At 47.4% G+C, this 24594-nt stretch carries 19 protein-coding genes and 1 pseudogene; 15 read left to right on the forward strand and 5 right to left on the reverse strand.

The features are described 5' to 3' along the window. The first annotated feature begins 111 nt into the window (after positions 1-111). From ppiC to KO518_RS01365, 5 genes are all read left to right on the forward strand, one after another. A complete protein-coding gene (gene ppiC, locus KO518_RS01345; RefSeq protein WP_216024003.1) occupies positions 112-390 on the forward strand; it encodes a peptidylprolyl isomerase PpiC in 279 nt (92 codons plus the stop codon). A gap of 297 nt (positions 391-687) precedes the next feature. Further along, a complete protein-coding gene (locus KO518_RS01350; protein ID WP_216024004.1) occupies positions 688-1041 on the forward strand; it encodes a hypothetical protein in 354 nt (117 codons plus the stop codon). 469 nt (positions 1042-1510) lie between these two features. After that, the gene (locus tag KO518_RS01355) at positions 1511-2662 is read left to right on the forward strand and encodes an NAD(P) transhydrogenase subunit alpha (protein WP_216024005.1); all 1152 of its coding nucleotides are present in this window, start codon (positions 1511-1513) and stop codon (positions 2660-2662) included. Between the two features lie 2 nt (positions 2663-2664). Next, positions 2665-2949: an NAD(P) transhydrogenase subunit alpha gene (locus KO518_RS01360; protein ID WP_216024006.1), complete on the forward strand. Its 285-nt coding sequence runs from the start codon at positions 2665-2667 to the stop codon at positions 2947-2949. Between the two features lie 11 nt (positions 2950-2960). Further along, positions 2961-4349, forward strand: coding sequence for an NAD(P)(+) transhydrogenase (Re/Si-specific) subunit beta (locus KO518_RS01365; protein WP_216024007.1), 1389 nt, complete (start codon positions 2961-2963; stop codon positions 4347-4349). A 77-nt stretch (positions 4350-4426) separates the two neighbouring features. Here KO518_RS01365 and KO518_RS01370 read toward each other — a convergent pair whose 3' ends face one another. Then, positions 4427-6826, reverse strand: coding sequence for a TonB-dependent receptor domain-containing protein (locus KO518_RS01370; RefSeq protein ID WP_216024008.1), 2400 nt, complete (start codon positions 6824-6826; stop codon positions 4427-4429). A 268-nt stretch (positions 6827-7094) separates the two neighbouring features. Then, positions 7095-8693 carry a M28 family metallopeptidase gene (locus KO518_RS01375; RefSeq protein WP_216024009.1) on the reverse strand — a complete coding sequence of 533 codons (1599 nt, stop codon included), beginning with the start codon at positions 8691-8693 and terminating at the stop codon, positions 7095-7097. Positions 8694-9028: 335 nt separating this feature from the next. On the opposite strand from KO518_RS01375, the gene speA reads away from it, so the two are divergent. Next, positions 9029-10945, forward strand: coding sequence for a biosynthetic arginine decarboxylase (gene speA, locus KO518_RS01380; protein WP_216024010.1), 1917 nt, complete (start codon positions 9029-9031; stop codon positions 10943-10945). Positions 10946-10974: 29 nt separating this feature from the next. Here speA and KO518_RS01385 read toward each other — a convergent pair whose 3' ends face one another. Further along, positions 10975-12129 (reverse strand): serine hydrolase domain-containing protein, encoded by a 1155-nt coding sequence (locus KO518_RS01385; RefSeq protein WP_371742211.1) that lies wholly within the window; start codon positions 12127-12129, stop codon positions 10975-10977. A gap of 310 nt (positions 12130-12439) precedes the next feature. Between KO518_RS01385 and KO518_RS01390 the strand changes: the two genes are divergently transcribed. From KO518_RS01390 to KO518_RS01400, 3 genes are read left to right on the forward strand one after another with little or no spacing between them, the layout of a single operon-like run. Further along, a complete protein-coding gene (locus KO518_RS01390) occupies positions 12440-13849 on the forward strand; it encodes a DNA-3-methyladenine glycosylase 2 family protein (RefSeq protein WP_216024011.1) in 1410 nt (469 codons plus the stop codon). A 2-nt stretch (positions 13850-13851) separates the two neighbouring features. Beyond that, positions 13852-14301, forward strand: coding sequence for a methylated-DNA--[protein]-cysteine S-methyltransferase (locus KO518_RS01395; RefSeq protein ID WP_216024012.1), 450 nt, complete (start codon positions 13852-13854; stop codon positions 14299-14301). A gap of 6 nt (positions 14302-14307) precedes the next feature. Continuing rightward, positions 14308-15192 (forward strand): DMT family transporter, encoded by an 885-nt coding sequence (locus KO518_RS01400; RefSeq protein ID WP_216024013.1) that lies wholly within the window; start codon positions 14308-14310, stop codon positions 15190-15192. Between the two features lie 9 nt (positions 15193-15201). Here KO518_RS01400 and KO518_RS01405 read toward each other — a convergent pair whose 3' ends face one another. Continuing rightward, entirely contained in the window at positions 15202-16623 is a 1422-nt protein-coding gene (locus tag KO518_RS01405; protein WP_216024014.1) for a sensor domain-containing diguanylate cyclase, read from the reverse strand. 212 nt (positions 16624-16835) lie between these two features. On the opposite strand from KO518_RS01405, the gene glmU reads away from it, so the two are divergent. The 5 genes from glmU (at position 16836) to KO518_RS01430 (ending at position 23230) form a co-directional block, all read left to right on the forward strand. Continuing rightward, positions 16836-18194 (forward strand): bifunctional UDP-N-acetylglucosamine diphosphorylase/glucosamine-1-phosphate N-acetyltransferase GlmU, encoded by a 1359-nt coding sequence (gene glmU, locus KO518_RS01410; protein WP_216024015.1) that lies wholly within the window; start codon positions 16836-16838, stop codon positions 18192-18194. Between the two features lie 80 nt (positions 18195-18274). Further along, positions 18275-19321 (forward strand): Gfo/Idh/MocA family oxidoreductase, encoded by a 1047-nt coding sequence (locus KO518_RS01415; protein ID WP_216024016.1) that lies wholly within the window; start codon positions 18275-18277, stop codon positions 19319-19321. Between the two features lie 65 nt (positions 19322-19386). After that, complete coding sequence (locus tag KO518_RS01420) at positions 19387-20184, forward strand: DeoR/GlpR family DNA-binding transcription regulator (protein ID WP_216024017.1); 798 nt, start codon at positions 19387-19389, stop codon at positions 20182-20184. Then, on the forward strand, positions 20172-22004 hold the full coding sequence (gene glmS, locus KO518_RS01425; protein WP_216024018.1) for a glutamine--fructose-6-phosphate transaminase (isomerizing): 1833 nt from the start codon (positions 20172-20174) through the stop codon (positions 22002-22004). The genes KO518_RS01420 and glmS overlap by 13 nt, the downstream gene beginning before the upstream one ends. 380 nt (positions 22005-22384) lie before the next feature. Next, entirely contained in the window at positions 22385-23230 is an 846-nt protein-coding gene (locus KO518_RS01430; RefSeq protein WP_216024019.1) for a hypothetical protein, read from the forward strand. Positions 23231-23327: 97 nt separating this feature from the next. Here KO518_RS01430 and KO518_RS01435 read toward each other — a convergent pair whose 3' ends face one another. Continuing rightward, positions 23328-23552, reverse strand: coding sequence for a TonB-dependent receptor plug domain-containing protein (locus KO518_RS01435; RefSeq protein WP_216024020.1), 225 nt, complete (start codon positions 23550-23552; stop codon positions 23328-23330). Positions 23553-23998: 446 nt separating this feature from the next. Between KO518_RS01435 and KO518_RS01440 the strand changes: the two are divergent. Then, a pseudogene (locus KO518_RS01440) lies at positions 23999-24594 on the forward strand (hypothetical protein); the annotation flags it as partial.

Here is a 24594-nt window from a genome sequence, read left to right on the forward strand (position 1 = left end):
TAAGTGTAGTCTGGCATTTCTATGATGTTGGGAAAATTAGCAATATAGCTACATTTGTTGAGAAACGAGGACGCCAAAAATAGCGGCTAAGAGCAAAAAATAGAGAGAAATATGGCAAAAGCAAGCGCACTACACATTCTGGTGAAGACAGAAAAAGAAGCGTTGTCTATTCTGGAGCAACTCAAAAAAGGCAAAGATTTTGCTCAACTGGCAAAGCGTCATTCATTGTGTCCATCGGGAAAGCGAGGTGGGGACTTAGGTGAATTCCGCCGCGGGCAAATGGTAAAGCCTTTTGACGATGTTGTGTTTAAAAAAGAGGTGTTAAAAGTACACGGGCCTGTCAGAACCAAATTCGGCTATCACCTCATTAAAACTCTTTATCGAAGTTGAACGTTTTACTGGGAAACGTTCGCCGTGATGTATCAATAAATTTCCTTATATCCTGAGTATTGGACAAACCTATTAACGAGAGTATCTTCGGCGAATTGATTCTAAAATCGGCAAACAGCTGACAAAAATTAAATTTTCGTATCAGGCCTCGATTTTGTCTGCGAAACTGGTTGTTGTCTGCTGAAGTTTCCTATGAATACAACTGGTATATCAACGATACGCTTCTGGACAATCACAGTGATACATTGCCTGCGCTGACAGCCAACCGACAGATATAGTAGAGGTGAGCCTGGTGAAGTGATTCATTTCAGCGTCGACGCTTACGGTCCTGGTGCATCGCCCCATGAATTACACAAACCGGATATTACCGACTCGGGTCTGATATATATGTCTACTGTAGCTCTCGACTTCCGAGTACCGGACTTTGTTGTCGACCCTGTAACACAGTCCCACATCTATTTGTTAGTGGAGGAGGGGGACACTTATAACAACACCCGAATTATTAAAATCGATACTGATGGAACGTTTATTTGGCAAGGTCCGGCGTTAGTTGGTAATGCCAGTGACTCGTCTCTTTATGTAAGACGAAATGAAGATAATTCGCTGCAGTTTTTGATAAGTACAACCAAAATGATGTACGTGACGCAGTAGTCATTTCCAAGGCAGTTTAGGCTGCCTTGCTCCCCTCCCTTCTTTTTTCTGACACATTTTCTGTACTGACATCAGCCACCTAGATCCAAACATTCACACCTTGAATGGTTGTTATGGATTGCATTTTCTTGGTTCAGTTTTTGCTCGTAAGATCACTTTCGCTATAAAATATCCATAACATATGTCTTTTTTATATTTAGCAATTTGCTGATATATATGATTAAAATGCCTTTCCTGCCTGGTTATCCCTACTACAACAATAAATATATATCGGCAGAATGTTGTCATTTTAGATAAGAAATAGTGATTTTTGGTGGTCAATTAATAAATTTTGTTTATTAATTTGGGCCTGACATCGAATGACAATAAACAAAAGATATAACTAATAATAAAAATAATAAATTAACCGTTCCGGCACTATTGTGTTCGGATTATGAGTCTCAGTATCCCCCCGCCTGAGGAGCACACATTGAAAATACTGATTATAAATGAAGGACACGACCAACGAGGTTACAGAGAAAAGCGGTGCGCCGTTTCCCCCTCTACCGTTAAACGTATGGTTCAACGAGGCATAACCGTAAATATACAACAAGGCGCAGGTCAATTGTCAGGTTATGCAGATACTGCATTTACTGAAGTCGGTGGCCATATCGTTGAAGATATTGCACCTGTACTCCAAGAGACTGACGCGTTACTTTGCGTTAATCGCCCCGATGAGGCTGTGTATTCGCTTCTCAAACCCGCCGCACTTGTTATTGGGCACATAGACCCCTTTTTTCAGCAGCCGTTAGTGGAAGCGTTGGCAGAAAGAAAGCTCACTACCTTATCGGTAGAGATGATACCGCGCTCGTCACGGGCGCAGAAAATGGATGCCTTAAGTTCCCAGGCAAGTTTGGCCGGCTACGTGATGGTCATGCAAGCAGCCACTCATCTGCCGGGTATTCTGCCTATGATGATGACACCCTCAGGTACGATTAAACCAGCCAAGGTATACATTATCGGCGCAGGCGTTGCAGGCTTGCAAGCTATAGCCACGGCGAAGCGGCTGGGTGCCAGCGTATTGGCCTATGATACCCGTCCGGTTGTGGCTGAACAGGTTGAATCGCTGGGCGGCAAGTTCCTGAGTATCGATTTAGGTGAAACCGGGCAAACCAAAGACGGTTATGCGAAGGAATTGACAGACGAGCAAAAGCAGAAGCAACAAGACGCTCAGCGCGACGCTATTGCTGACGCCGACATTGTAATCACAACCGCGCAATTATTTGGCCGACGTCCACCGCAGTTGATAAGCAAAGATACACTTGCACTCATGCGTCCCGGTAGTGTGGTAGTCGATATGGCTGCATTGTCAGGTGGGAATGTTGAAGGCTCTGAACCCGGTAAAGTGGTAACAGTAAATGGTGTCACAGTTATTGGCACCGGTAACTGGAGCCAAGCAGTGGCTAAAGATGCTACCGACATGTATGCCAACAATTTATACAACCTGCTGGATGAATTTTTTAGCGACGAGACAAAGCAGTTCAACTTGAACCTGGAAGATGAAATCCTCGCCGGTTGTGTTATTACCCACAATGGTAGTGTCACCAATGACATGCTAGTCAACGCGTATCAGGGAGCGTGATCATGGAAAACATTTATTTGATTTTTATTGTTTTATTGGCTGCATTTTTGGGCTTCGAACTTATTCGCAAGGTCCCGGCGACGTTGCATACCCCTCTTATGTCAGGCTCGAATGCTATATCCGGCATTACTTTAGTGGGAGCCCTGGTGGCGTCGGGGGCAGACAATGACCTTCTCACCACAGTGCTTGGCACCGCCGCGGTGGCCCTGGCCAGCATCAATGTTGTCGGAGGTTATCTGGTTACCGACAGAATGCTGGGTATGTTCAAAAAGAAAGACAAGAAGTAAGAGGCTGAATAATGGAATCTGTAACACTAATTATTAATTTAGCCTACGTGCTGGCTGCAGCCTTGTTCATACTGGGGCTTAAGTTGCTCAGTCATCCGTCTACAGCCAGAAAGGGCAACGTCATATCTGCCATCGGTATGCTGGTGGCTGTGGTCGTAACCCTGCTCGATCATGACATACTATCGTATCACTGGATCTTACTGGGCTTTGCTATTGGTGGAGCCTACGGGGCCTGGAAAGCCAAATCAGTGGAAATGACTGAAATGCCGCAAATGGTGTCGCTGTTTAATGGATTTGGCGGTGCAGCATCTCTGCTTCTGGGCTGGTCGACGATTAGCCAGCAAGCCACGGCAGGGTTTAGCGCACTTAGTGGGGCTGTGCTTACAACCGTTGTGCTTACTATTTTAATTGGCGGCGTGACATTTTCAGGTTCGGTTATCGCGTGGGGCAAATTGTCTGGCCGTATGGGGGCAAAGGCAGTCATATTTACCGGCCTACGGGAACTCAGTATTGCGCACTTGCTTGGTTTTCTGGTGGTGGGATATTTATTCGTATCTGAACCTGCAAACCCCGCGTGGCTTTACGCAACCATCGCTCTGGCGCTGAGTTTTGGAGTGTTGGCAACCATTTCCATCGGTGGTGCAGATATGCCAGTGGTCATAGCGCTATTGAACAGTTATTCAGGGGTTGCGGCGTGCGCGGCCGGTTTAGCGGTGAGTAATACTATCCTGATCGTTACTGGATTATTGGTGGGTGCATCCGGGCTTATTCTTACCAATATTATGTGTAAAGCCATGAACCGCTCATTGATGAATGTACTGTTATCTGGCTTTGCCAAGCCTGTAGAAGCAGCTGAAAAAATTGAGGGTGAAGTGAAAATTTTGCCTGCGCAGGATGCATTCTATGTGCTGGAAGCGGCTCAGGCTGTTCTGGTTGTGCCGGGTTATGGTATGGCGGTAGCGCAGGCGCAACACGCCGTTCGAGAGCTGCAAACACTGCTTGAGGAAAATGGCTGCACGGTTGAGTATGCTATTCACCCGGTTGCTGGACGAATGCCGGGTCATATGAATGTGCTGTTAGCTGAAGCTGATGTACCTTACGACCAACTTTATGAAATGGACGAGGTCAATCCGCGCATGGAAAACTATGATGTGGTGATTGTGATAGGTGCAAACGATGTGGTGAACCCAGCTGCAAAAGAAATGAAAGGCAGTCCGATTTATGGCATGCCGGTTATTGAAGCTTATCGTGCAAAAACCGTGTTTGTACTCAAACGTTCTGCCAATGCAGGTTTTGCAGGTGTAGACAATCCGCTCTTTTTCAAAGACAACACCCGTATGGTACTTGGCGATGCAAAAGATACCATAAACACTATTATCCGGGAGTTTGGCGACGATTAACACAACATCTAGTTGGTAAGAGACGAAAAAAAACCGGTCGCAGTTGATACGACCGGTTTTTTAATCCATGCGCACGCTTAGAAGCGAACGTTCACCCCTACCCACAAGTTGCGAGCGCGGTCCTTGATGTTGTAATCATCCAGAAATACCACTTCACTCACCACTCCGCGGCCAGTGAGGTACTCATAGGTGCCGTCGTTGTTCAAGTCGTTGTATTCTGTTGTGTACGACGTGAAATCTTCGTCTAACAGGTTGTTAATTCTGGCGTTAACGCTGACATAGTCGTTTATGCGATAACGGGCACCCAGAGTCATTAGTTGGTAGTTTTTGTAATACAGCGGCTTGTCGAGGTTGTTGTCCCAGCCTCTGTAGCGGTCTGAACGCAGTTGCGATTGCAAATACATGCTAAACGCTTCGGTAATATCCCAGTTAACGGTGATATTAGCCATGTGCTCGGCCGTGTTGGTGAGCGGCTGACCTTCTTCAGGGCCACTTTTTTGTTCACTGTCGGTCCAGGTATAGTTTGCGGTCATGAACCAGGTTTGGCTTATTTGCCAGCGCCCGGCTAGTTCAATACCCTGTAAATCGACTTCATCAATATTAATTTTCTGACTGTAAGTGTCATAGCCCAATTGGTCATAATCACCAAGGTTCACACACGGGCGTACGCCACCTGTCACCTCGCAGCTATAAACCGTATCACCACTGGCAATTTTGTCCTTAAACTGGGTGTTGAAGTAAGTGATGTTGGCGTTGTGACCAGCATCACTGCTCCAGTAAACAGCTATTTCACTGTTTACGCTGGTTTCGGGCTCCAGATCCGGGTTGCCGGCAAAAGGTGAAGTTCCCTGTCCGCCAAAGCCGGTGATGCCGTCGTACAAATCCGTAGTGTTGGGTGTTTTGTATCCGGTGCTAACGCCGCCTTTGACCGTCCAGTTGTCATTGAACGTATAAACCGCGTAGAGGCGAGGCGAAACCTGACTTCCGAATACGTCGTGCTCATCGTAACGCACGCCGCCTGTTAGCGTGAGGTAGTCGTTTGGACTCCAGTTGTCTTCCGCAAATAACGACCACATTTTTTGTTCCTGAATACCACCAGCATTACTGTCTTCGAGTCCGAAAACCCCATCCAGTAGTTCTCCGTCAATCACCTGTGCGCCAAGCACGATGTTGTGATCGCCCACAACATTGGCCACGGGAATATCTACCCGCACATCCAGCGTGTATTGGCTGCTCTCCAAAGGCCTTTTGGGGCGGGGTAGAAAGGTGTCTTCAGCAATATCTTTGCGTTCTTGTTCGCTTAACCCTTCGTAGGCCCCCGTACCATCGTACATCTCTTGCAGTAGTAAGCGTTCCGTTACGCTAAGGGGGAGTGTACGGCCGTCGTTTGAGGTATCGACATGGGAAAGCGCGATCATACTTGAGAAATTTTCAAACTCGCCCTGATGGGTAATAGACCACCATTCGCGATTGAATTCCTGGTCGGCCGCATACCCTGCTCGCGGGTTTACAACACCACGACTGTCTGCCCAAATTGACTCGATGTTGTCTTTAGTACCCAACGGATATGAAATATTGCCGGTTTCAATGTTATACGTTGGCGTATTGTCGTAAGTCTGATTCGAGTTGTCGTAATCAAACTTAATACTTTGATTTTCAAAAGGGGTAAAAAATAAAGTAAAACCAAATTGTTCACTGTCGCTATCGACTGTTTTACCGCCGCTACCAAAGCCCAGTTCACGCACGTGGATATCACCGTTGGGGTCAACGGCAGGTGCGAATTCTGGGTTCGACGCCTGACGTTCGTACATACTGCCACGCACACCCAGTGTCAGCAGATCTTTAATAAGCGGGCCCTGTGCAAAAAAGTCAGTGGTAATATCGTCGCCGAATTGGTCATCAGACTGAATGCTTCGACCAAAATTAATAGAACCGCCCCATTCTTCAGAACGCTTCTTGGTAATAATGTTCACGACGCCGCCCAGCGCATCTGCCCCATATAAAGTGGATGCAGGACCTCGAATGACCTCAATTTGCTCAATGGCTTCCATGGGCGGAACGTGACCAAAGGCATTTCCACCAAAGTTGTTGGGGTAAATATCACCGTGGTTGTTCATACGAACACCGTCGATAAGCAACAGGGTGTACTCGCCGGTAAGGCCTCGCATACTTACTGTACCCTGGCCGGTTTTGTCGCGAGTGGTACCAATATCGATGCCTTCTTGAAACTGAACGGCATCAAGTAGAGTGATAAAAGAACGAGCCTGTAAGTCTTCTTGTGTGATGACGGAAATACTGGCCGGCGCTTCTGTCAACTTCTGTTCAAAACCGGTTGCCGAAATAACGATGCGTTCAATTTCACTGCCGTCAGGAGCCACGGTCTGTGCGTCTTCTGCGTACGCTGAAACAGATAACAGAGAGCCTGCGATGGCCGATGCCAGCAAGGAATAACGAGTGTGTAAAGAAGGGAAAGTCATTAAGTCAAATCCAAAATTCGTTGTGGTGGTCCGTTTTTAAGCGAAGGGATAGTAGCAGATAAAGAATCCAAATGCGAACCATTTCTATTTGTCTTTGTATGCGTAACTTGCTTTTTTGCAGTCTTTATTGAACCGGAAGAAGTGCTGGAAAAAACTAAGCGTGTGAAGAGGGCAAGCGTTAAAGAGGTAGAGAGGGAATAATAAGGATCGGACAAAGAAAAGGGCACCTTCGGCAATGGCAAAGGTGCCCTTTCTGATTGTCTTGTGGTTACTGTCTTGAGGCTTCTCTGGCCGCTTTAAAATCAGACTCCCCCGTCCATGCTGGCCAGTCACCATTATTGGCGAGTTGTGACATAATCTGGCCAATGAGGTCTAAATCCTGCTCTACACCGCCCAAATCCCAATCTGGAAAGTAGTCATCGCCTGCCTTGTGATAGCGCTGTGCAATGAATGACGGATCGGTGTCGCCCAAACTCATGAACAAATAAGCCGGAATGCCTTGCCTGGCTGCGGCAAAGTGATCGGAACGAAAAAACAAACCGTTCTGAGGCCGAGGATCGGGTTTGACAAATCGTCCCTGGGATTTTGCTACCTTGGCAACATAGTTCTCGAGTTCAGACAAGTTGTTTCCGTATTGCAAAATATAGTCAGTGGCCGGATTGACATTCATGCCGTCGATATTGAGAAATGCCACAATATCCGATGCCGGCACCGGCGGGTTTAAGGCGAAATGCTCTGCGCCGATTAACCCGGTTTCTTCAGCGGTGAATGCGCCAAACATCAGGGTCCTTTTATTGGGGTGTTTGCTGTGCATATTTTTCATTACCCGAGCAAGGCTGAGAACACCGGCTACGCCAGTGGCGTTGTCTACGGCACCGTTTAAGATAACCTTGCGGCCGTTTTCTCTTCCTTTACCCAGGCCATCCCAATGGGCGTGCAGAGCTACCCATTCGTCATTTGCCGTGGTACCTGGAATGATACCCGCAACATTCTGTGACTCTGCCATTTCGAAATGACTGCGCAAAGTTAGCTTTGCTTTGCCGTTGAGTGGTACCGCCTCAAATCCGGGGGCAGACGCTTTGGTTTTCATTTCTCGATAGTTCAGGCCATTGGCGGCGAAGAGTTTCTCCGCTGCGCGCAGGTGAATCCATCCCATGACGCCAACCTTAGACTGGTTGGCGTTCTTGTCTACGAGACTGTATTTGGTGGTTGTGCCGCCTGCCTGTACCACGCCCCAGCCGTAACCAGCGGGCATGGTTTCGTGAACGATAAATACGGCCTTTGCGCCCTGGCGTGCAGCTTCTTCGTACTTGTAAGTCCAGCGGCCATAATACGTCATGGCGTTTCCATTAAAAAAATCGTTCCGCTTAGAGGCAAACCCTGGATCGTTCACCAACACCACCACGGTTTTGCCTTTTACATCAATGTTTTCGTAGTCGTTCCACTGGTATTCAGGTGCGTTGATGCCGTACCCGGCAAATACTACATCACTATCTAAGGTGATTTGGTCGGCAATGCGCTCTGTTCTGGCCACAAACTCCGTGCCGTTTTCAAAAGAAACATCCCCTATCGTTAATGTCATGTTTTGATCGGCAGAAATTTTTGCCAAAGGTACTTTCTGGATGTAGCTGTTTCCAAACGCAGGCTCCAGACCTATGGACTTAAACTGGCTTACCAGATAATCCACCGTTTTTTGCTCGCCTGGCGTCAGTGGTGCCCGGCCTTCAAAGTCGTCACTGGCCAGTGTTTTAACATCTTGCCGATATTTGTTCAGATTGATAGCCTCGCCGATGGGCGAAACCGTAGTGGCAGCGAAAGCGCCGGTGGCAGCCACTAACGTGCCGCCGAAAAATAACGTTTTCAACATAAAGTTTATTGTCGTTGTGGTGTGTGAAATGGCACATTACGCAATTCAACCAACGACGACAATGCCTTGGCGGTAAAACTCCGGGGCAAATCGGTAAACTGTCAGTTCGTTGGGCGCCGATAAATTGTATTTTAGTGAATTCAGAGCTGCTAAAGCGGCTAACACGTGTGGGTAAATATTCGTAAATTGCCATTAAATTTTCACATTGATTGACGATTTTCATAGCACTGCCTTACAAGACGATTATAATGGCGCCCAAATCAGGGTCTGTAATCCACAACTATTCCTGCTTGGTATAACGAGCAGAGTTTTTACATTTTTAAGGTGAAAGAAAATTGGCTGAGTGGAGCATCGAAGAAGCGGAAAAGTTGTACGGCGTCTCTCGTTGGGGCGGTGGCTACTTTACCATTGGTGACAATGGAAACATCCATGTCACTCCAGTGCCTTCAGACACGGGAATTCGTATTGATTTTAAAGCAGTTATCGACGAGATCCGCGAAGAGGGTGTTCAATTTCCTGTGGTAATACGCTTTCACGATGTGTTGCGCTCGCAGGTGGCAAACCTAAACAGCATATTTCGCAATACCATCGCCGAGGCTGAATATCAGGGCGAATATCAAGGTGTTTACCCGGTAAAAGTGAATCAAATGCGCGAAGTAGTAGAGGAAATTGTCGATGCTGGTGAGCCCTTTAACTATGGTTTGGAAGCCGGTTCTAAAGCTGAGTTAATTACTGTATTGGCGTTAAATACCAATGAAGATTCTCTGACGATACTCAACGGCTACAAAGACGAAGAATTCATGAAGCTGGCCTTATTAGGGCGCAAGCTGGGTCGTCGAGTCGTTGTTGTTATAGAGAAATATTCGGAACTCACGTTGCTGGTGCGTATCGCCAAAGAGCTTGGCATTGACCCGATTATAGGTATGCGTTCGAAAATGACGGTAAAAGGGCGCGGAAAATGGGAAAGCTCTGGTGGCGAGCGCGCTAAATTTGGTTTAACCGTGGCGGAGATTTTGAAAGCGGCCCGTTTCCTTCGCGAAGAAGGCATGGAATCTTGCTTTAAGTTACTTCACTTTCACATTGGTAGTCAGTTGACAGATATCCGTTCAGTGAAAGAAGCCATGACCGAGGGGGCGCGCATTTATGCAGAGCTACACAAACTCGGATTTCAACTCGACTATGTAGACGTGGGTGGTGGTCTTGGTATCGACTATGATGGCAGTGCCTCAACGAACGAATCATCACGCAACTATAACATGCAGGAATATGTTTCTGACGTTGTCTATGGCATGAAGGAAGTCTGTGATTTGGAGGGCGTTCCTCATCCGAATCTGGTGAGTGAAAGTGGCCGCGCCATTACCGCTCATCACAGCTGCGTTATTACTGAGATTGTCGGCGAGATTCGCTCAGACATGGCCGAAGTGGATGTATCTCCTGAAGATGGAGAACACGTGTTTGTCAGCAATATCAGAGAACTCTTTGAAACCTTCGACGAACAGACAAACGTGCAGGAGGTTTTCAATGATGCGTCTCAGTGGAAAGAGCAAGCCATGGATGCCTTTAAGCTTCGTGTGCTGACGCTGGATGAATTGGGTAAAATTGAAACCCTGTACTGGCGCATTATGAAGCGAATTCAAGCCTATTACGCTCAGGCTGAGTATGTGCCCGAAGAAATTCAGGGCCTTGACTACAGTTTGTCTTCTCAATATTTGGCAAATTTTTCTGTTTTCCAATCGGCTGCTGATACCTGGGCAATTGACCAGCTTCTCCCCGTTGTACCGGTTACCCGAATGAACGAAAAGCCAGAGGTTAATTGTTCGTTAGTGGATATAACCTGTGACAGTGACGGGAAGATTGATCAATTTACTGCTGGCCGAGAAATCACCGATATTCTGCCCATGCACAAGCTGAAAAAGGATGAGCCGTACTATGTGGGACTTTTCCTTACAGGGGCATATCAGGATGTGATGGGAGATATGCACAACCTCTTTGGGCGGCTGAACGAAGTACACATTTTCAGTTACGATGATGATCCTCAGGATTTTTACATTGAGGAAGTGGTGAAGGGGTCATCGGTTCAGGATGTACTGGAGATTATGCAGTACAACCCGCGAGCAATGGCGTCCGATGTAAAAAGGATGATTGATCGCCAGATTTCCAGTGGCAATTTAAATCCACGAGAAGCCGTGCGATGGACGGATTTTTATGAAAGTTGTTTGAGTGGTTATACCTACATGAAAACCCGCTCCTGACGGCAAACGGCGGGCTTAGGCACTGTTTACTACAGCTGAGCCCGTTTTTTGTCGGCTTGTTCAAAATAGCGGGCCCAAAATTGCGCCGTGGTAGTATTGATCATATTCGATTCGGCATTCATCAGCATGACATAGCCAGCGCTGTAGTCAGGAGAAAAAGCCACATCAGCGCGATAACCTTTCACCCACCCGCTGTGATAGTTCAGGCGCTTGCCGTCAAAATCGTAAATGCGCCAGCCCTTGCCGTAATAGGCCTGAGTTAAATACTGTCGCCAACCTCGTCGGTAAACTTCGCGACTGGTTTTTATAAGGGGAGCGGTAATATCCTCAATAATTTCTGGCGGAACCACAGTGGGAAATTCCCCTAGCATGGCCTGTAAATAAATCGTCATATCTCTGATGCTGGCATTGACGCCAGCAGCAGGTGCGAAACGATAATAGTTGCTCTCTACAATGCCTTCACGCCATTTGTTTCGGGCTATGGCAATGTGGGGCCGTGCCCAGCTCTGTGAAGCAAGTAAAGCCCCTTTCCCTGCACTCGCTGTTTTCATGCCAAGAGGTGTAAATACGAGTTCGTCAAGTTGGCGATGGTACGACGTATTGTGCATTCCCAGGTAATATGCAATGGCTCCGAACATGGCGTTTTGGTAGGTGTAACAGTTGCCAGGGCTGCAAAGAGGCTCAAGAACGGCGAGCTGTTGCAGCACCCGCTCCAACGAATAATCTGCTTCAATGAGGTTGTCGTAGGCATTCGGCATAAAGCCACTGGATTGGCTGACAATATGTTGAAGCGTGAGGGAGTTCATACCTTTACCGGTAAAGGGAATCGTGGGAACTAATTCAGAAATCGGCATGTCCCACCGAAGTTTGCCTTGCTGAACCAGTTTGGCAGTCAGTAAAGCTGTGAATGATTTAGATACAGAGGCTAAACGAAATACAGTATCAGCGGTGATGGGCTTACCGTGCTCATGGGTTTTGCCATAAACGTAAACTTTTGGGGTCTCCCCTTGTTGATAATAAACAAAAGCGTATCCGGGAACATTGTATTTAATCGCTTGTTTCTTCACGTACCTGGCGTAGTCTTCCAACCATGCTTCATTTGCGTAGCTTACTGTTGGCAGTATCGTGCAGAGTATGACCGTGAGCAGCGCCCTGTAGATAAAGTGAAACAATGTAGTCAACAAAAATAACTCCGCCGGTTATTGTGTAGCTTCATTCCGTGAAACTAGCAATTATTTGCTCGTATTATGCTGCTCGGTCAGTGCAGAATCAACTGTATCCTTACGGCGCCACAGCAGCGGACACAGACTCTGTCGCTGTCTTGTATCGTGTGTATTCGAGGGTTTTTGCATTCGCAAGAAGTTGTAATGCATCTTTAGAGCGGTTGGAAACCTTGTCAGATAGTCCTAATTGAGTGCCGAATTCGTCGCTCATTACTCAACGATATGTTTTACACTGCTCTTTCTTCAGACGACATTAATGTAGCGAGCGGCCATGTATGGCGAAGTGAAAGACAGCGAGCAAATAAAACAGTACAGCCAAGCGAGACAATCCCGGGATCCAAGGTTCGATGGCCATTTTTTTGTGGCGGTCATCTCTACGGGAATTTTTTGTCGACCGGTGTGTCCAGCGCGATTGCCAAGTGAAATCAATGTCAGATACTACCTTCACGCTGCACAAGCCGCTCATGCTGGGTTTCGCCCCTGTTTGCGTTGCCGGCCAGACAGCGCGCCTCTGTCTCCTGCGTGGTTGGGAGTTGCTTCTACTGTGCAGCGCGCTGAGCGCTTACTCAGCGAAATTCCGCCTCAGCCAGTGTCGAAAATTGCATGTCGACTAGGAGTATCTCCGCGCTATCTGCATAGACTCATGTCCTCCCGGGTAGGTATGCCTCCTGTGGTATGGCAAAAATACCAGCAGTTGTTGTTTGCCAAACGTCTGTTACAGCAGTCTTCGTTGTCGGTGGAGGACGTTGCCGTGGCCAGCGGCTTTAATTCTGCCAGACGATTGCAGATCACCATGAAGAAATATTGGAAGCTAACGCCGTCACAGTGCCGGGGACACGTGAAAAACGCCTTTTGCATACACCGTCAGATTAATATGACGGTGTATTTCAGAGCGCCTTATCACTGGCCTTTTGTGAGAGATTTTCTTGCGGTGAGAGCGATACCCGGCACGGAGGATGTGACTACTTCCAGTTATCGCCGAATATTCAGTAGTCAAAACTGCCAAGGGGTAATTGAAGCAACCTATCAGGGCAGTAAAAATGCGTTTGCTGTTACACTGACAATCAGTAATCTGAGCGCCGTTAGGCGAATTGTGGAAAATCTAACCCGGGTGCTCGACTTACACGCTGACCCACAAGTCATTGAAGCGGCTCTCGCCCGCGCTGGTATCCCACAATCACGGCTGTGTGAAGGTATTCGCCTTCCCGGAGTGTGGAGTGCCTTTGAGGCCGGTTGCCGAGCCATACTGGGGCAACAGGTTTCTGTAAAAGCGGCAATGAATAATCTGATGAAGCTGGTACAGCACCTTGGGGAAGAAACGGATAGCGGGAGAGCATTTCCGTCGCCCAAGCGGGTGGCAGACGATCCGTTAACTTTTCTGAAGATGCCCGAAGTCAGAAAGCAAGCGCTGAGAAATCTGGCCGTCTACTTCAATGATATTGGTGATGAACGCCCTGAGGAGCGCGATCTGCTAGCCCTCAAAGGAATAGGCCCATGGACAGCAGACTATTTGATGATGCGCGGGGAGAGTGAACCAGATCGGTTCTTAGGTTCAGATTTAGTTGTCAGAAAAATGAGTGAGCAATTTCCAGTGAATGATGAGGTGGCGGCGCCCTGGCGAAGCTATTTAACCCTGCAACTGTGGCAGTTAGCAAATGAGAGAACAGCAAAGGCGGAATAATCATGAATAGCGACTTTATGCCCAGCCCGTTTGGGGGCCTTGAAGTTATTGCCATCGAACGGGGAATAGCTTGCATTCGGTTTGTGGATGACAAGCCTGAGGTCACAGCGCCATCGGACTTAACTCGTCTTGCGATGACGCAGTTGTCTGAGTATTTCGCTGGCGTACGCAGGCACTTCGATCTACCCCTGGTTCCCACAGGCACTCCGTTTCAACAACGGGTCTGGCAGGCGTTGGTAACCATTCCCTACGGCGAGACCTGTAGCTATGGTTACATCGCACAGCGCATTGGCAATCCGAAGGGCGTGCGGGCGGTGGGGCTTGCCAATGGGAAAAACCCTATTGCTATTGTGGTGCCCTGCCATCGCGTAATTGGGGCGAATGGCAAGTTAACCGGCTATGCCGGTGGGCTTGATCGCAAAGCCGGTTTATTACGTTTAGAAGGTGCATAGTAAAGAATGACAAGTAAAGATATTTTTTCACTGGCGCTACTGGGCGCTATTTGGGGGGGATCATTCATTTTTATGCGTGTAGCAGCACCGGAATTCGGCGTGTTTGCGTTAGTTGAAATACGCGCAGTATTGGCTACCGCTATTATGTTGCCTTTTCTGATAGCGGTTGGAGGGTGGCGAAACATAAAGCGATACTGGTGGCAAATTGGCTTTATCGGCGCGTTAAATACAGCCATTCCTTTCGTGCTGTTTAATTACAGTAGTTTGCATTTAGAGGCCGGAGTGAATGCTATTTTAAATGCTACAGCTCCCATGTTCGGCGCATTGGTGGCTTTTTTATGGTTGAAAGACACGCTAAAACCGTCAGCCGTGACGGGACTGTTCTTAGGCTTCATTGGTGTTATTGTGCTCAGTGCACATAAAGTCGGGTCAGGGCATGTGAGCGTGGTACCCATTCTCACCGCTTGTATGGCAACCTTGTGCTACGGTATTGCGGCTTGTGCAATGAAACGCTGGTTGGCTGGCGTGAAGCCCATAGTGGTTGCTACGGGTAGTCAAATTTTCGCGTCGCTAATACTGTTGCCGTTTTCCCTTGCCACTTTACCGGCAACCATGCCCTCGGGGCTGGCGTGGTTAAATGCCATTGCACTGGCTGTGTTGGGTACTGGTATTGCGTATATTCTGTATTTTAATCTTATCGCCACAATCGGGCCGGCTAAAGCCATATCTGTGGGTTATCTGGTACCGCTTTTCGGTATTATTTGGGGGTTGTTATTTTTGAATGAGAGTTTGTCAGTGCAAACTCTAACCGGCGGCGTACTCATTTTACTGGGCGTAGCATTAACTACAGGGGTTATTCAACGGCTATGGCGTACGCGTACCGCGGAATAATATAGCGGATTACTCAATGAGTTGCTTCCGCACCAGGTTCTTCCCATCGCGACGGGCTTGATATAAAGCATCTTCAGCATTGGCAGTGACTTCGTTCAACGGCCTTTGTGTGGCTGTGAATGAAACGCCAAAGGAGCCGGTTAATTGAATTTGAGGTTGTAAGTCATCGGTGTCCATCGTGGCGATACCGTGACGTAAGCTCTGTGCGATCTCCATGGCCTCGTGAGGCCCGGTTTCCGGAAGGAGAATTATGAATTCTTCGCTGCTCCAGCGCCCAACAAGGTCTTTCGTACGCACTGAGGTAACCAGGAAGCCGGCGATGAAATCCAGGACGTCGTCGCCCGTATTCCGGCCGTAGGTATCGTTAATGCGAGAGAAATTATCCACGCCAACTATGATCACACTCAGAGACTTAAATTCTTCCAGCATGGTTTTGTACTGTACTTCCACTTTCTTGCGGTCGGGTAGCCGTTGGCTATTTCGCAGGTGCAGTTCCGGTTGCATGTCTTTTCTGAAATAGTATAGAAGGTGGTAAATCATCATGAACAACGAGAATACAACCACTAACAAGGTCACTACGCTGATAACAAACGCTTTGGAAATATCTGCCTTTCGCTTATCCAACGGGCTTAGCAAATATACTGTCCAGTTAAACTGGTTCAGTTTTACTTCGGCTATCAGGTATTCCTGCTGGTCGATGGTAACCAAGCGATTATTCAATGCCCGCTGATCTCGCACATCAATAGGTAAACTGGCATACCAGGTCAATTCCGATAAATTAGTGAAATCTGAATACTCGGCCATGAGTGCGGAATCAGACGATAACATAATGTCGCCATTTTCATCGACGAAAAGAAAGTCGTAGCCATATTGCTGCTTGTAAGAATCAAAAATGTTGATGAAACTTTTTAAACTTTTTCCAATGCCAAAAAAGCCCAAAAATTCGTTATCTTCATTGTAAATTTTTATGTCGATATAGAAATGGGTATCTTCCCATTTTCCGATGTCTGCTACGGCGCGTTCAGGGCGTTCCTTGTACTTGAAGTACCAGTTCACCTGGCCTTTTTCCAATGCTAATGTAGTGCCGTCAGAGTTGTATTGCATGCGGGCTTTTTCACTGGCAATGAAAAAATATAATCCGAACTCATTTTTCAAACGGGTAAGCGTGTTGAATATTTCCGTTTCGTCTAATTGATCTTGGTCCATCAGTTGAACAAGCTCCTGGGAGCGGCCCAGCGCTTCAGACACGTGCAAAGGTTTAAGGAGCTGACTGACGATAAGTGAAATGGCCGGAGAGAGCGATTGCTGTTGAGCGCGACTCTGTTCGGCAACAATTTGATTCACGCTGAAATGCACCAGTGTGACAATGGCAATGACCACCACTGCAAACAACAACAGTATACTTCGATGGAGGGTCCTGAATGTTTTCACAGAGTGCTCGCTCTCCTTGGCTTATTCTGGCAAAGATATTGACGACGGTGTCAGCGTCAAAGTATAACGTTTAGCCCGTTAAACTACTAGCCAGACAAAAGGATAAGAGACGGCGTGATTAATTTTGTGGTGTCGTATCGCTGACTTGTCATTCGTCCTTGGTTACACTTGGTAACGTTCAATAAAATTACAGCTTATTTTAAGGATATAACATGGCTTTTTCTGTAGTGGTACTTGCTGCCGGCAAGGGCACGCGTATGAAATCTTCTTTGCCAAAAGTACTTCATCCCATTGGCGGTATACCAATGGTGCAGCGCATTGTTAATAACGCCGAGTCCCTGGATGCCACCGCTGTGCATCTGGTTTATGGTCATGGTGGCGACCAACTGAAAGCCAGTGTTACAGGCAAACAAATTAACTGGTGTCTGCAGGAAGAGCAGTTGGGCACAGGCCACGCGGTTCAGCAGGCAGTGCCGCATATCTCCGATAAGGAAGATGTAATGGTGCTGGTGGGGGATGCCCCATTAATTCAAACTGCTACTTTGCAAAGATTGGCGGACGTTAAAGCGACGTGTGATCTGGCCCTGTTAACCGTGGAGCTGGCCGATCCTACCGGCATGGGGCGTATTGTTAGAGAGAATGGCAATATTACCGCAATTGTGGAACACAAAGATGCCACCGATGCACAGCGTGAAATAAAAGAAATTAACACGGGTATGATGATGATGTCCGGTGTCGATTTAAAACGTTGGCTGAAAAACCTCGATAGCAATAATGCCCAGGGCGAGCTTTATTTAACGGATGTTATTGCGATGGCTGCAGCCGAAGGCAAAGTCATAAAAGCGGCACAGCCGGATGCGGTAGAAGAAGTGGAAGGTATTAATAACCGCGCCCAACTCGCGGCATTAGAACGTGCATTACAGGCTCGGCAGGCCCACGCACTGATGATGGATGGTGTGACGCTGGCTGATCCGGCGCGTTTGGATATTCGCGGAGAGGTTATTGCCGGACAGGATGTGTCTATTGACATCAACGTAGTGATTACCGGCAAGGTGGTATTGGGAAATAACGTGCGCATTGGTCCCAATTGTTTGCTAACTAATTGCACCGTCGCCGATAATGCTGTCATTGAAGCAAATAGCATTATTGACGGCGCGGATGTAGGGGAATGCTGTACTGTCGGCCCGTTCGGTCGGTTGCGCCCGGGTGCGGTAATGAAAGCCCAGTCAAAAGTGGGTAATTTTGTTGAAATGAAGAAGGCTACTTTGGGCGAAGGGGCGAAAGCAAATCATCTTACCTACCTCGGCGATGCAGAGGTCGGGGATGGGGCAAACATTGGTGCGGGTACCATTACGTGTAACTACGACGGCGTGAATAAGTCAAAAACCCGCATTGGCAAGAACGCCTTTATCGGTTCTAACTCGTCATTAGTGGCACCGGTGGAAATTGGCGACAACGCCACTGTGGGAGCTGGTTCCACCGTCACCACGAGTGTTGATGACAACGCTCTGGCAGTAGCGCGAGCCCGTCAACGCAATATTCAAGACTGGCCAAGACCAACAAAAAAATAGACTCTATCTATCATGGCTTTGTACCATGGAAATAGATGCGTTACAGTGCCAGCATTGTGTAAACATGCTGGCTTTTTAATATGATTAACACTGTGTTGGTTGGGTTTGGCTTTTCTGCAACCACCTTTCACCTTCCTTTCTTGTCCCATCTTGCCAATTTTCGCATCAAGGCTGTGGTGTCGTCCCGTCCCGATGAAGTGGCTGCTGTTCTTCCCGATGTACCGGTGTTCCGTTCACTGACTAAAGCGTTGGAAACCGGGCATACGGATTTAGTTGTCATTACTACTCCAAACGTCTATCACGCCATGCAGGCCAGACAAGCGTTGAGTGCAGGGTGTCATGTGCTGGTGGAAAAGCCCTTTACCTTAAGCAGTGTTGATGCCAAGGAACTGGTTGCTATGGCTAACGCCAAGCAGCGAAAGTTGTGTATATATCACAACCGTCGATTCGACGGCGACTTTCTTACAGTAAAAGCATTAATGGCATCGGGACGCTTGGGCAACGTGAAGCGCTTCACTTCCCGTTTTGATCGCTTTCGCCCGCGGCCGAGGGACAGGTGGCGGGAAAATGCGGGGCCGGGTGCCGGGATTTTTTGGGATTTAGGTCCTCACCTTATCGATCAGGCATTGCAACTTTTCGGCGCACCAACACAAATAACTGCAGATATTCAAATTGCCCGGGAAGGCGGAGAAAGCGACGATTGTTTTGACCTCACGCTGCATTACGGAGATAAAACAGTGCTGCTGGGCAGCTCGCCGTTTCAGGCGGGAAAAACATTGCGCTTCGATGTGCAAGGTGATACCGCCAGCTTTAGAAAGTTTGGCCTTGACCCGCAAGAAAGCCAACTCAAAGCTGGCGTGCACATAGGCAGTGAAGGTTGGGCTCAAACACCCCAGGAAGAACACGGGGAGTTGAGCTCGGAGGTTGCCAGTGACATTGTTATGACTGAGCAGGGGCAATACCAGACTTTTTATCAACAATTGGCCGACGCACTACAAAGTGAGTGCCCGCTACCGGTTGATGGCGCTTCTGTGGTACCCGTGATACAGCTTATAGAACTGGCGTTCGAAAGCGCTGAAACTGGGAAAACCATGCCGGTATACCTGGATATGAAAGAAAATAACTAAAAAAACTTGCATAACGAAACTTTTGCTGCTTTATTTGTTTCAAATCGTAATTTACAAGTTTCGAAATGCAAAAGCGAAATACTCAGCAGCGCAGGGATGATATTGTTGAATGGGTGAATCAGACTGGGCACGTTCATGTTGATGAAATGGCTGCCCGGTTTGGTACATCTCAAGTAACCATACGTAAAGATTTGGCAGCCCTGGCTCATGAAAAACGCGTGCTCCGCGAGTTTGGCGGTGCTGCACCCATGCCTGCATCTTCGCCTGCGACAACACCGAATGTCGTGGTTGGCGGAATGCCGTCTGCGAAAGCCGGCATTGGCAAACGGGCAGCTGAGTTCGTTTCCGATGGTGACAAACTCATTATTGATTGCGGCAATACCACTGCCGCGTTACTGCCTTTTCTTACGCAGAACAAACTGGTTGTCATGACCAACTCTCTGCACGCAGCGAACACGCTCACCGCTGCGTCCAATGAACCCACAGTATTAATGACTGGCGGTACCTGGGATGCCCACTCTCAGTCTTTTCAAGGCAATATGGCAGAGAAAATGATTAGCGCTTACAGTTTTGATACGGCATTCATCGGCGCTTCCGGCCTTGATGTGGAGCGGGGTTCTACCACATTGAACGAACTAACCGGGTTGTCGAAAGCCATGGCCAACGTGGCCCGACGGGTAGTGGTGCTGGCGGAATCAAATAAATTTTTTCATCGCATGCCTAACCTGGAATTGCCCTGGGAAGACATCGATATGCTGATAACCGATGCAAACATCAGCGACCAAATTAAACAACAACTTGAAGCGCGGGGCGTAACACTTATGGTTACTCCTGTGGAGGGAGATTCATCATGTGTGGAATAGTAGGCGCTGTTGCCGAACGAAATGTAGTGGAAATTTTGTTAGAAGGACTTAAACGTCTGGAGTATCGCGGTTATGACTCCGCTGGCGTTGCCCTTTTGCAGCCGAGTGGCGAGCTAACCCGAATTCGTCGCACTGGAAAAGTTCAGGAACTGGCTGACGCCGTTGCCGAGGACAGTGCGCTTGGTTCAACAGGTATTGCCCATACACGCTGGGCTACACACGGTGGTGTTACCGAGCGGAATGCCCACCCGCATTGCTCATCAGAACGCATTTCTGTCGTACACAACGGCATCATAGAAAACTACCTGGCACTGCGTGAAGCACTTACTCAGCAAGGATATACTTTCACCAGTGACACTGACACTGAAACCATTGCTCATACTGTGCACGCTGAAATGCAAAAAGGAAAGTCCTTGCTGGCGGCGGTGCAAAACAGTGTTAAGCAGTTCCACGGCGCCTACGGTACCGTAGTCATGGATAGCGAAGACCCGTCCAGGGTTGTGGTTGCCCGCTCTGGCAGCCCGTTGGTAATTGGTTTGGGGCTGGGTGAAAACTTTATCGCCTCTGATCAAATGGCATTGTTGCCGGTTACCCGCCGGTTTATCTTCTTAGAAGAAGGTGACGTGGCTGAAATTACCCGTCGGGAAGTCAGCGTATATGATGCGAATGGCGAACCGGTTAAACGCGAAGTGATTGAATCTAACATCGAGCACGACGCAGGTGATAAGGGCGGCTGCCGCCACTATATGCTTAAAGAAATTCACGAGCAGCCTACCGTAGTTCGCAATGCCCTGCAAAATCGCCTAGGTGAGAGCGGTCTCGTGGCTGATATCTTTGGTGCCGGTGCCGACGATATTTTGTCGAAGGTTAAGCACGTGCAAATTATTGCCTGCGGCACCAGTTATCACGCTGGCATGACAGCGCGATATTGGCTGGAGCAATATGCCAATGTGTCGTGTAACGTGGAAATTGCCTCGGAATTCCGCTATCGCAAGTCTGTCGTTCACCAAAACAGCCTGCTAGTTACTATTTCACAATCGGGTGAAACTGCCGATACGCTGGCTGCCCTGCGCTTGGCCAAAGAAGTGGGCTATATGGCTAGCCTGACGATTTGCAACGTGCCTGGCTCATCCCTGGTACGCGAGTCTGATTTGGCCTTTATGACCCGGGCTGGGGCTGAAATCGGCGTGGCTTCTACCAAAGCCTTTACCACCCAGCTTACGGCTTTTTTAATGCTCACTCTGGCAGTGGGCAAGTACAATGGACTGAGCGAAGCAGACAGTAGTAGTATTGTAAAAGCCCTGCACAGCCTGCCAGCAAAACTGGAAGAAACCCTGGCCATTACCCAGGGTATTGAAGATTTAGCCGAAGAATTTGCCGATAAAAACCATTCCCTGTTCTTAGGGAGAGGTGATCAATACCCCATTGCCATGGAAGGGGCACTAAAACTCAAAGAAATTTCCTACATTCATGCAGAAGCTTACGCCTCAGGCGAGCTCAAACACGGCCCACTGGCCCTGATTGATGATGAAATGCCGGTGATTGTGGTTGCCCCCAACAACGAACTGCTGGAGAAGCTTAAATCTAACGTGGAAGAAGTGCGCGCACGAGGCGGCATCATGTATGTATTCGCCGACCGCGATGCCAGGTTTGCCAGCGATGACACCATGCGCGTGATTAACGTACCTCACTGCGAAGCGCCCATTGCGCCCATTGTGTACACCTTGCCGCTACAGTTGTTGTCGTACTATGTGGCACTGATCAAAGGTACTGATGTGGACCAACCCCGTAACTTGGCGAAATCGGTGACAGTTGAGTGATGAGAGCTAATATTGGATGTTGTAGTGTCACATCCAAACTAAGTTGGAAAGTACCTATTTAGGCAAATTATATTTAAAGGCCTGAAAGTCATGCCGATGTCTCATTAGAGTAATAAAAAACCAGCTACAAAATGCAGCTGGTTTTTTGGATCTAGGTTAGGCGGTGACTCTTTACACATATCCAGCGGGCTTAGTTTTTAACTTTTTACCGCTGCTATATGCGTTTCCAATCTCTCTTGTCCACTTCACCTTAACAAGGAAAACTGAATGTAGGTCTCGTCAATGCCAGAAAAAATTCCAGATATCAAAAGGTAATGAAAATTGTTTTCATTTGTATCGTTTGATAGGTTATTGGAGTAAGAAATACCGAGGGAACAAGAATGAAAAAAGCGGTCAATGTCATCTCCATTTTATTGCTATCGTGCCTTTGGCCTTTAACTGGACTCGCAAAGGAAGTATTTAAAGAATGTAACGCATGCTCTGTATCTGAAAGAAAAGGCGTGGCTACTGGGTGGGGAACGAGCAATCTGACGTATCAAGATGTAGTTAACAATACAGTCCAAAAAGTTACTATTATTGATCTTGCTGAGAGGGAGGCGAGCACTTTCAATGTTAGCGCGAAATTAGTGCAACTACCTAATGGCTACCCAAATGCTATAGTGGGCGAGGCGATAGAAGCATCTACATCGGTTTTTGTAAAACAAGAGATGTCAAAATTAGATGCGGCGTTTGTATCATTCAAAGATGATGTACAAAGCAAGTCTATACCATCAGAACTAATTCCCGATGCATGGCAGTTCGTCAATTGTGCATACTGTGAAAATGATTTGAGTGACTATTTAAATGCTCAATTGAGATACCAAACAGAAACGCTAGCCCGTCAGATCTTAACCGTAGGGAATTTATTTGGTATCTCCACCACCGGGCTTCCTAATAAATACAAAGTTCCACTAGAAAGTGGCGGGTATGTTGTTATTGAAGCGAAACTCTATAATGAGCCAAGTGAGTTACGTATTGAAGTTAAAAAAGTGGTGGATAGCGACAATAATTCTGTACCTTTAGTTTCCACAAACCTTCGTAATTTAGTGATAAGTTTGAAAACTGCGAATTCGGCGGCAAACGTTAATAGTTACATTAACGTATTCAAGTTCTATGTACCGATGCGCACGGGCACAGTTGTCATACGCGATTGTCTACCCGGCGATCACGATCCTTGCAAACAGTAGTGTCCTATTAAAGGGGAAGTGGACAATCACCACTAACAATGGCTTCTGCAACCTGCTGTTCACTGTATCTCCCGTTGGTGTAATAAGATCATCGGCATTAGTCTGCGCCATCGGTTAAGAAGTCGATTCTTTCAATCATGGCAAGCGGCAATTGGTTTATATCAAAGAACTGATTGCCCAGGTTGGTAGCAACCGGAGCAATACCAGCGCGACGACCATTAATAAGAATGAGTGTTGAGCCTGGGCCTAATCCGCGAATATTGAACTGAGATTCTTTCAACTTTTCTTTCTGCGTCGCTTTCTTGGGCCTGTATTTCAGCATGAGTACCCAATGCTGTCGTTACAGCAACACATAACGGTAAATGCTATATTAGAAACGTCTTCATCAATAGTCCTCTTTAATCTAGTCAATATTAATTGATATAATAAATAATTCATTAAAATTTAATAATTATAAATATATGTTTCAATGTTGATTTTGAAGTATTGTTTTGTATCGTTATATTGGTTTGCCTTTATTATGATTTTGTACTAATACTTTATTCTTGATTTTGGGTGTGGTGGTGATTTTAGCTGTTTTTCTTCTTTCTGATATTTAATTGTATTGAACGAAAAGAGCCTGTTAACGTTATTTAGCGCTACTTAAGACCTCATATCGAAAGATCTCATTGATAAAACAAATGCCTGGTATCAACCTGAAAAAGGAAACGTACCCTTCGGTGCGTGATTTAAAAAGCCAGAGCAGTTGTTTTGTTAGGGAGAAGAGCAATGTTCAATAGTAAGAAAGTGGGGTCGACCGTAGCGGTCGCGACATTTATTTCACTACTCGGCGGTTGTGGCAGCATCGGTAGTGATGATGATACGTGGTTAACAGGCAATTTTATCGATAGCGCCGTGGAGGGCGTTGAGTACAGAGCGTCGGGTGAGACCGGCATCACAGATGCAGAAGGTACGTTCAGGTATAAAAAAGGGGATTCTGTCTCGTTTTCCATTGGCGGTATTCAGCTAGGTACGGTCGCGGGAGACACACTTATTACCCCATATTCTTTTTCTGTTTCGGGTGGTAATGAAGCAACAGACATAGTGATCAACATCGCCCGTTTGCTACAAACCCTGGATGAAGACGGTGATCCTGAAAATGGCATACTCATCACTGAGGCTATTCGCTTAGAAGCAGAAAACCTGACAATGATGTTAGATCAATCTGCGGAAACTTTTGCCGAAGATAGTGCGGTGGCTGCTGCTTTCACCCAATTGGGTGCACACCTTTCCTATAACTTCGAGCGCGTAAAATCCATTAACGACGCCATGGCACACCTGGATGCCACCCTTTCTGGTGATAGTGGTTCAGACGGCGGAGACAA

Origin of the sequence: Aestuariibacter sp. A3R04 (assembly GCF_018860805.1) — a bacterium.
Classification (GTDB): domain Bacteria; phylum Pseudomonadota; class Gammaproteobacteria; order Enterobacterales; family Alteromonadaceae; genus Alteromonas.